Origin of the sequence: Arthrobacter sp. H35-D1 (assembly GCF_030063185.1) — a bacterium.
In the GTDB taxonomy this organism is placed as follows: Bacteria; Actinomycetota; Actinomycetes; order Actinomycetales; family Micrococcaceae; genus Specibacter.
In genome coordinates this window covers 739442-745861 of sequence record NZ_JASISP010000001.1, presented here as the reverse complement: position 1 = coordinate 745861, position 6420 = coordinate 739442, and the positions used below count along the sequence as shown (strand labels likewise).

The 6420-nt window shown below is 64.1% G+C and carries 7 protein-coding genes; 3 read left to right on the top strand and 4 right to left on the bottom strand.

The window, feature by feature from the left end:
* The coding region (locus QMG25_RS03445; protein ID WP_283457323.1) for a class II fructose-bisphosphate aldolase at positions 1-319 on the bottom strand (319 nt) is incomplete at its 3' end.
* 225 nt (positions 320-544) lie between these two features.
* Complete coding sequence (locus QMG25_RS03440; protein WP_283457377.1) at positions 545-1201, bottom strand: TrmH family RNA methyltransferase; 657 nt, start codon at positions 1199-1201, stop codon at positions 545-547.
* Between the two features lie 151 nt (positions 1202-1352).
* Between QMG25_RS03440 and QMG25_RS03435 the strand changes: the two genes are divergently transcribed.
* Positions 1353-2147 (top strand): HAD-IIA family hydrolase, encoded by a 795-nt coding sequence (locus tag QMG25_RS03435; RefSeq protein WP_283457321.1) that lies wholly within the window; start codon positions 1353-1355, stop codon positions 2145-2147.
* A 70-nt stretch (positions 2148-2217) separates the two neighbouring features.
* Here QMG25_RS03435 and QMG25_RS03430 read toward each other — a convergent pair whose 3' ends face one another.
* Together QMG25_RS03430 and pyrE are read right to left on the bottom strand one after the other, a co-directional pair.
* Positions 2218-2844, bottom strand: a complete 627-nt coding sequence (locus QMG25_RS03430; RefSeq protein ID WP_283457318.1) for a thymidine kinase — start codon at positions 2842-2844, stop codon at positions 2218-2220.
* 64 nt (positions 2845-2908) lie between these two features.
* Positions 2909-3475 carry an orotate phosphoribosyltransferase gene (gene pyrE / locus QMG25_RS03425; protein WP_283457316.1) on the bottom strand — a complete coding sequence of 189 codons (567 nt, stop codon included), beginning with the start codon at positions 3473-3475 and terminating at the stop codon, positions 2909-2911.
* 172 nt (positions 3476-3647) lie between these two features.
* On the opposite strand from pyrE, the gene nadE reads away from it, so the two are divergent.
* Together nadE and QMG25_RS03415 are read left to right on the top strand one after the other, a co-directional pair.
* Entirely contained in the window at positions 3648-4475 is an 828-nt protein-coding gene (gene nadE, locus QMG25_RS03420) for an NAD(+) synthase (RefSeq protein ID WP_283457314.1), read from the top strand.
* A gap of 127 nt (positions 4476-4602) precedes the next feature.
* Positions 4603-6336, top strand: a complete 1734-nt coding sequence (locus QMG25_RS03415; protein ID WP_283457312.1) for an AMP-binding protein — start codon at positions 4603-4605, stop codon at positions 6334-6336.
* Positions 6337-6420: the final 84 nt, after the last annotated feature.

Here is a 6420-nt window from a genome sequence, read left to right as displayed (position 1 = left end):
GCACAAAGCCGTCCAGCTTGTCCTTCGGGCAGTGGTCAGTGTGCAGGGCCACGTTGATCGGGTAGTTCTTGGCCGCTTCGCGGGCGAACGCGGCGAAGCCCAAGGAACCGGCCACCATGTCCTTCACGCCAGCGCCGGACCAGTAGGCGCCACCACCGGTGGAAACCTGGATGATGCCGTCCGTTCCGGCATCGGCGAAACCCTGCAGAGTCGCGTTGAGCGTCTGTGAGGACGTCACGTTGACCGCAGGGTAGGCGAATCCCCCAGCCTTGGCACGGTCGATCATTTCGGCATACTTGTCCGGTGTTGCAATGGGCATTTAAAGCTCCTTGGGGCTGGACGGTGTTGGGAGGCTGGCAACCGGCCAGCTCCTGCATGGTTCCTTCCATCTTAGCCAGTGTGCGCAAAGTGTCGAAGAACATGAAGCCGCCGCCCAATTGCTGGACCTTTTCCAGGCACGACGCCGCGCGGAGACCGCGCGAACGGGCGCGGTCTGGGAGCGCTGGTGGGTTAGGAACGCTGCCAGCTTGGGAGCGCTGGTGGGTTAGCCGACTGTTTGGTTGAACACGTGCCGGCGAACCCAGGCGTGCATGGCGATGCCGGCGGCCGAGGCGGCGTTGATGGAGCGGGTGGAGCCAAACTGTTCAATGGACAGCGTGGTTTCTGCAGCGGCGTGAACTTCCTCGCTCAGCCCGGGACCTTCCTGGCCAAACACCAGCACACAGTTGCGTGGCAGCTCGTAGGTTTCCAGCTGCTCGGAATCCGGGAAGATGTCGATGCCGATGATCGCCAGCCCCTCGCCCTGCGCCCAAGCCACAAAGTCCTCCACCGTCGGGTGGTGGCGAACATGCTGGTAGCGGTCGGTGACCATGGCGCCGCGCTTGTTCCACCGCCGTCGTCCAATGATGTGCACTTCCTTGGCCAGGAACGCATTGGCCGTGCGCACCACTGTGCCGATGTTCATGTCGTGCTGCCAGTTTTCAATGGCGACGTGGAAGTCGTGGCGGCGGGTGTCCAGCTCGGCCACGATGGCCTCCATGGTCCAGTACCTGTACGCATCGAGCACATTGCGCCGGTCCCCTTCGGCCAGCAGTTCCGGATCCCACTGTTCCCCCTGCGGCCATTCGCCCTCCCACGGCCCCACGCCCACTTCATGGTGCGGTTCAACGTAGTCGGGCACCACAGCGTGCTCTATGGACACGCTGGACTCAGCGGGCTCAGGTGCGGGGGGAAAGGTGTCGCTGGAATTACTCACCGGTTAACTTTAGCCGGTGCGCCGTCGTCCCTGTCCCCCGCACGGCTGCGGATCTGCAAGACTGGTGCCAACTATTTCCGCCCCGTCAGGAGAAACCATGAGCAAGGTGCACAACCGCCAAGCCGGCGACATTGAATGCTGGCTGACCGACATGGATGGCGTGCTGGTCCATGAAAACAAGGCCGTCCCCGGGGCGGCTGAGCTGATCCAACGCTGGGTTGACACCTCAAAACGATTCCTGGTGCTCACCAACAACTCCATCTACACGCCGCGCGACCTCGCCGCGAGGCTGCGGGCATCCGGGCTGGAAATCCCGGAGGAGAATCTGTGGACCTCCGCCCTGGCCACCGCCCAGTTCCTGAAATCCCAAATGCCGCACGGGCGCGCCTATGTGATTGGGGAGGCCGGATTGACGACAGCGCTGCATGAGGCTGGCTATATTCTCACCGACCAGAAACCCGATTACGTGGTGCTGGGCGAGACCCGGACCTACTCTTTTGAAGCCATCACCAAGGCCATCCGCCTGATCGGCGCCGGGGCACGCTTTATTGCCACCAACCCCGATGCCACCGGCCCCTCCGCCGAAGGTCCGCTGCCGGCCACTGGCGCCATCGCCGCATTGATTACCAAAGCAACCGGCCGGGACCCCTACATTGTGGGCAAGCCCAACCCCATGATGTTCCGTTCCGCCATGAACCGGATCCAAGCCCACTCCGAAACCACCGCGATGATTGGCGACCGCATGGACACCGACATCATCGCGGGCATGGAGGCCGGGCTGCACACCGTGTTGGTGTTCACCGGCATCACCCAGCCGGAGGACGTCGACGCGTACCCGTTCCGTCCGGACCAGACGCTGGGATCCGTGGCGGACCTGATCCAGGAAATCTAGACTCTCCACCTGGTTGCGTGGACCGCAACGGCCCCCGGGTTGGTTTCGGCCCCGGACCAGGTGCCAGCGTTTACTGGCCCAGCCGCCCGCCGGAGGCCTCCAAATAACAGCTCCCGCACAACGATTCGTACCAGACGTCGGCACCCTCGATGGCCAGCTGATCGCCGTCGAACACGGTCTTTTCACCAATCCGGCGCGTGTTGAAAAGGGCTTTGCGGCCACAGCGGCAGATGGTTTTCAGCTCTTCGAGGGCATGCGCAATTTCCAACAGTCTGGCGGCGCCGGGGAAGGCCTTGGTTCTGAAGTCGGTCCGGATGCCGTAGGCCATGACGGGCACACCGTCTTCCACGGCAATGTGGAACAACCCATCCACCTGCTCCGGGGTCAGGAACTGGGCCTCATCGACCAACAGGCACGCTACGGGTGCCACGTCCACGTGTTCCAGCAGGGCCGCGGGGTCGTCGCCTGCCCCGTGCGCTGCGAACAGGGCCCGGACGTCGTCCTCCGGCTGGACGAGGAAGTCGACGTCGCGCGAAATCCCCAGCCGCGACACCACCTCACCGCTGCCCTTCGTATCCACGGCAGGCTTGGCCAACAGAACCCGCTGGCCACGCTCCTCATAGTTGTACGCCACCTGCAGCAGCCCAGTCGACTTGCCCGAGTTCATGGCGCCATAACGGAAGTAAAGCTTGGCCAACGGTGTCCTTTCAAGTGGTTGTGAGCCGGGTGCCCACGTCGGCGCTCCAGCGTATTTCCAGTGGTTAGTCCAGGCCCAGCTCGCCCTTGCCGAAGATGAACAGGTAAGGAATGTTGGCTTCGGCTTCGATGCGTTCCTTGGCGCCGGTATCGCGGTCGACGATCACGGCGACGGCCTGGATGTTTCCGCCGGCCTGGCGCACCGCTGCAACGGCGGTCAGGGCGGATCCGCCGGTGGTGGAGGTGTCTTCAAGGACTACCACGGTGCGGCCGTCAACGCCGGGGCCCTCAACCTGGCGGCCCATGCCGTAGGACTTTTGGGCCTTGCGGACCACGAAGGCGTCGATGGCGCGGTCGGCGTCGGCGGCGGCGTGCATCAGGGCTGTTCCGACGGGGTCTGCACCCATGGTCAAGCCGCCGGCCGTCTCGAACGTGATGCCGGCGTCGTCGAGCATGGAGAGCATGACGCGTCCGGCCAGGCGGGAGGCCTCGTGGTGGAGGGTGATGCGGCGCAGGTCGATGTAGTAGTCGGCCTCCTTGCCGGAGGACAGGATCACCTTGCCGCGGACCACGGCGAGTTCCTTGATGAGTTCGAGCAGGCGGGCGCGGTCTGCGGCAAGTGTGGAGGTCATGGCTTTTATTGTAATTGCGCGGAGGCAACACCGTCGAAACGTCCACGGGACAGCGCCTTCCGCCCTCCCCCAACTCGCTTCTCCCCACCCGCTCCCATCGCTCGCAAGCTCGCGGCGGACCCCTCGCGGGCGTGGGCCCACATTTGGGCCCCTCGGCCGCTACGCTTAGCTCATGCGCGAACTACAGGCACGGATCATTGGTGAACTTGGCGTCCAGCCCCGGATCGACCCGGCTGCGGAAATCATCCGCCGGATCCAATTCTTGAAGGATTATCTCAAGGCCACAGGCACACGGGGCTATGTGCTGGGCATCAGCGGCGGGTTGGATTCCACCTTGGCGGGCCGGCTGGTGCAGCTGGCAGTGGAGGAACTGGCGCAAGAAGGAGTGGACGCGAACTTCATTGCCGTGCGCCTGCCGTACGGCGTCCAGCACGACGAGGACGACGCGCTGGCCGCCATGGAATTCATCAACGCCAAGACGGAGTGGACGTTCAACATTGCCCCGGCCGTGGACGGTTTCCAGGGCGAGTTCGCCAAGACGGCCATCGAGGACGTCAGCGATTTCAACAAGGGCAACATCAAGGCCCGCTCACGCATGATCGCCCAATATGCGTTGGCCGGCCAATCGAATCTGCTGGTCATTGGCACAGACCACGCCGCGGAGTCGGTCACCGGGTTCTTTACGAAATTTGGCGACGGCGGGGCTGACATCCTGCCGCTCTACACCCTGAACAAGCGGCAAAACAGGGCCCTGCTGGAAGAGCTGGGCGCCCCCGAACCCCTCTACAACAAGGTGCCCACCGCAGACCTTCTCGACGGCGTGCCCGGGCGCACCGACGAGGCCGAGCTGGGCCTCTCCTACAACGACATCGACGACTACCTCGAGGGCAAGGACATCCCCGAGGCGGCCGCCGAATCAATCGAACGCCGATTCCGGCAGAGCCGGCACAAGCGCACCACGCCGGTGTCCCTGTTGGACACCTGGTGGCAACAGCCGTGACACTCACCGGCGCGGCCACGGCCGAACCGAAATAGCGGCGGCACCCAACCGCCCGGGCATGTCTTCGGGCCCGGGCGTATATTCAAGGTACACAAGACACCGGCAACGACGCCGAGAGGTGGACACCATGAACGTCACCGAAGAATTCCGTGCGGCCCGCAACAAACTGCTGGAAATGCGCATGGACAACGCCCGGGCCCAGCGGGAGTTCAGCTGGCCCCGGTTCGACGAGTTCAATTTTGCGCTGGACTGGATCGATAAAATCGCCGACGACCCCGTCACGGGCAGCAACCCCGCACTGGTGATTGTCGAACAGGACGGCAGCGCCACCCGCCGGAGCTTCAAGGATCTGTCCGTCCGGTCCAACCAGGTCGCCAATTGGTTGCGCGGCCAGGGCATCCGCCGCGGGGACCACATGGTCATCATGCTCGGAAACCAGGTGGAACTGTGGGAGCTGATGCTGGCCTGCATCAAGCTGGGCGTGGTCATGATCCCCACCACCACCATGATGGGCCCGACCGACCTGCGCGACCGGGTGCAGCGCGGTCAGGCCGGCTGGGTTGGCGCACGGGCTGAGGACTGCGCCAAGTTTGCCCAGGTCCCCGGGGACTACACGCTGGTGGGGATTGGCAGCCATGCCGGCGACGCTGGCCGCCCGGTTCTGGACTATGCCCAGTCGGCCGACGCACCGGAGGCATTCACCGCGGACGCACCCACCCTGGCCGATGAAACCATGCTGCTGTATTTCACCTCCGGCACCACGTCCAAGGCGAAGCTGGTGGAGCACACGCACACCTCCTACCCCGTGGGGCACCTGTCCACCATGTACTGGATCGGGCTGGAACCCGGCGACGTGCACCTGAACGTGGCGTCCCCGGGCTGGGCGAAGCATGCCTGGTCCAACGTGTTCACACCGTGGATCGCCGAGGCCTGCGTGTTCATTTTCAATTACACGCGCTTTGACGCCGCAGAGCTCATGGCACAGATGGAAGCCGAGCACGTCACCAGCTTCTGCGCCCCGCCGACCGTGTGGCGCATGCTCATCCAGGCGGACCTGACGGCGTTGAAACACCCGCCCAGCAAGGTTGTCTCGGCCGGCGAGCCGCTGAACGCAGAGGTCATCGGCCAGGTGGAACGCGCCTGGGGACAGCTGATCCGCGACGGCTTTGGCCAGACCGAGACCACCGTCCAGGTGGCGAACACGCCGGGGATGCCCATCAAGATCGGTTCCATGGGCCGGCCGCTGCCAGGCTACGACGTGGTCCTGGTGGATATTTTGACCGGTGCGGAAACGGACGACGGCGAACTTTGCCTGCGCTTGGACCCCACCCCTGTGGGGCTCACCAAGGGCTACTTTGGGGACCCGGAGAAGACGGCGGACGCATTCCGTGGCGGCCTTTACCACACGGGGGATGTAGCCAGCCGCGACGAAAACGGGATTTTGACCTATGTTGGGCGCAGTGACGACGTCTTCAAGTCTTCCGACTACCGACTCTCCCCCTTTGAGCTGGAAAGCGTGCTGTTGGAACACCCGGCTGTGGCGGAGGCCGCCGTGGTTCCTTCCCCGGACGCGCTGCGGTTGAGCGTGCCAAAGGCCTATGTGGTGTTGACGGCGGCCTACGAACCCGGCGAGGATGCCGCCAGGGAGATTTTCGCATACTGCCGCGAGCACCTGCCGGTGTACAAGCGGATCAGGCGGTTGGAGTTTGCCGAACTGCCCAAGACCATTTCGGGGAAGATCCGCCGCGTGGAACTGCGGGCCAATGAAAAAGTGCGCCACGGCACCGGTTCAGTGCCGGACACGCCTGCTGCCGTCGGGCTGGGCCGGGAATATCTGGAGTCCGACTTCCCAGCCAGCTGACGGGTGCCCCCGACGTCGCACAACAACCAACGCTCGCTCACTTTATGTAGGAAAAAGCAGAACGCTCCTTCACCAAGTGAAGGA

Coding starts and splice junctions, on each gene's coding strand:
- QMG25_RS03435 (WP_283457321.1), top strand. CDS start 1,353: ATGAGCAAGGTGCACAACCGCCAAGCCGGCGACATTGAATGCTGGCTG.
- pyrE (WP_283457316.1), bottom strand. CDS start 3,475: ATGACCTCCACACTTGCCGCAGACCGCGCCCGCCTGCTCGAACTCATC.
- nadE (WP_283457314.1), top strand. CDS start 3,648: ATGCGCGAACTACAGGCACGGATCATTGGTGAACTTGGCGTCCAGCCC.
- QMG25_RS03415 (WP_283457312.1), top strand. CDS start 4,603: ATGAACGTCACCGAAGAATTCCGTGCGGCCCGCAACAAACTGCTGGAA.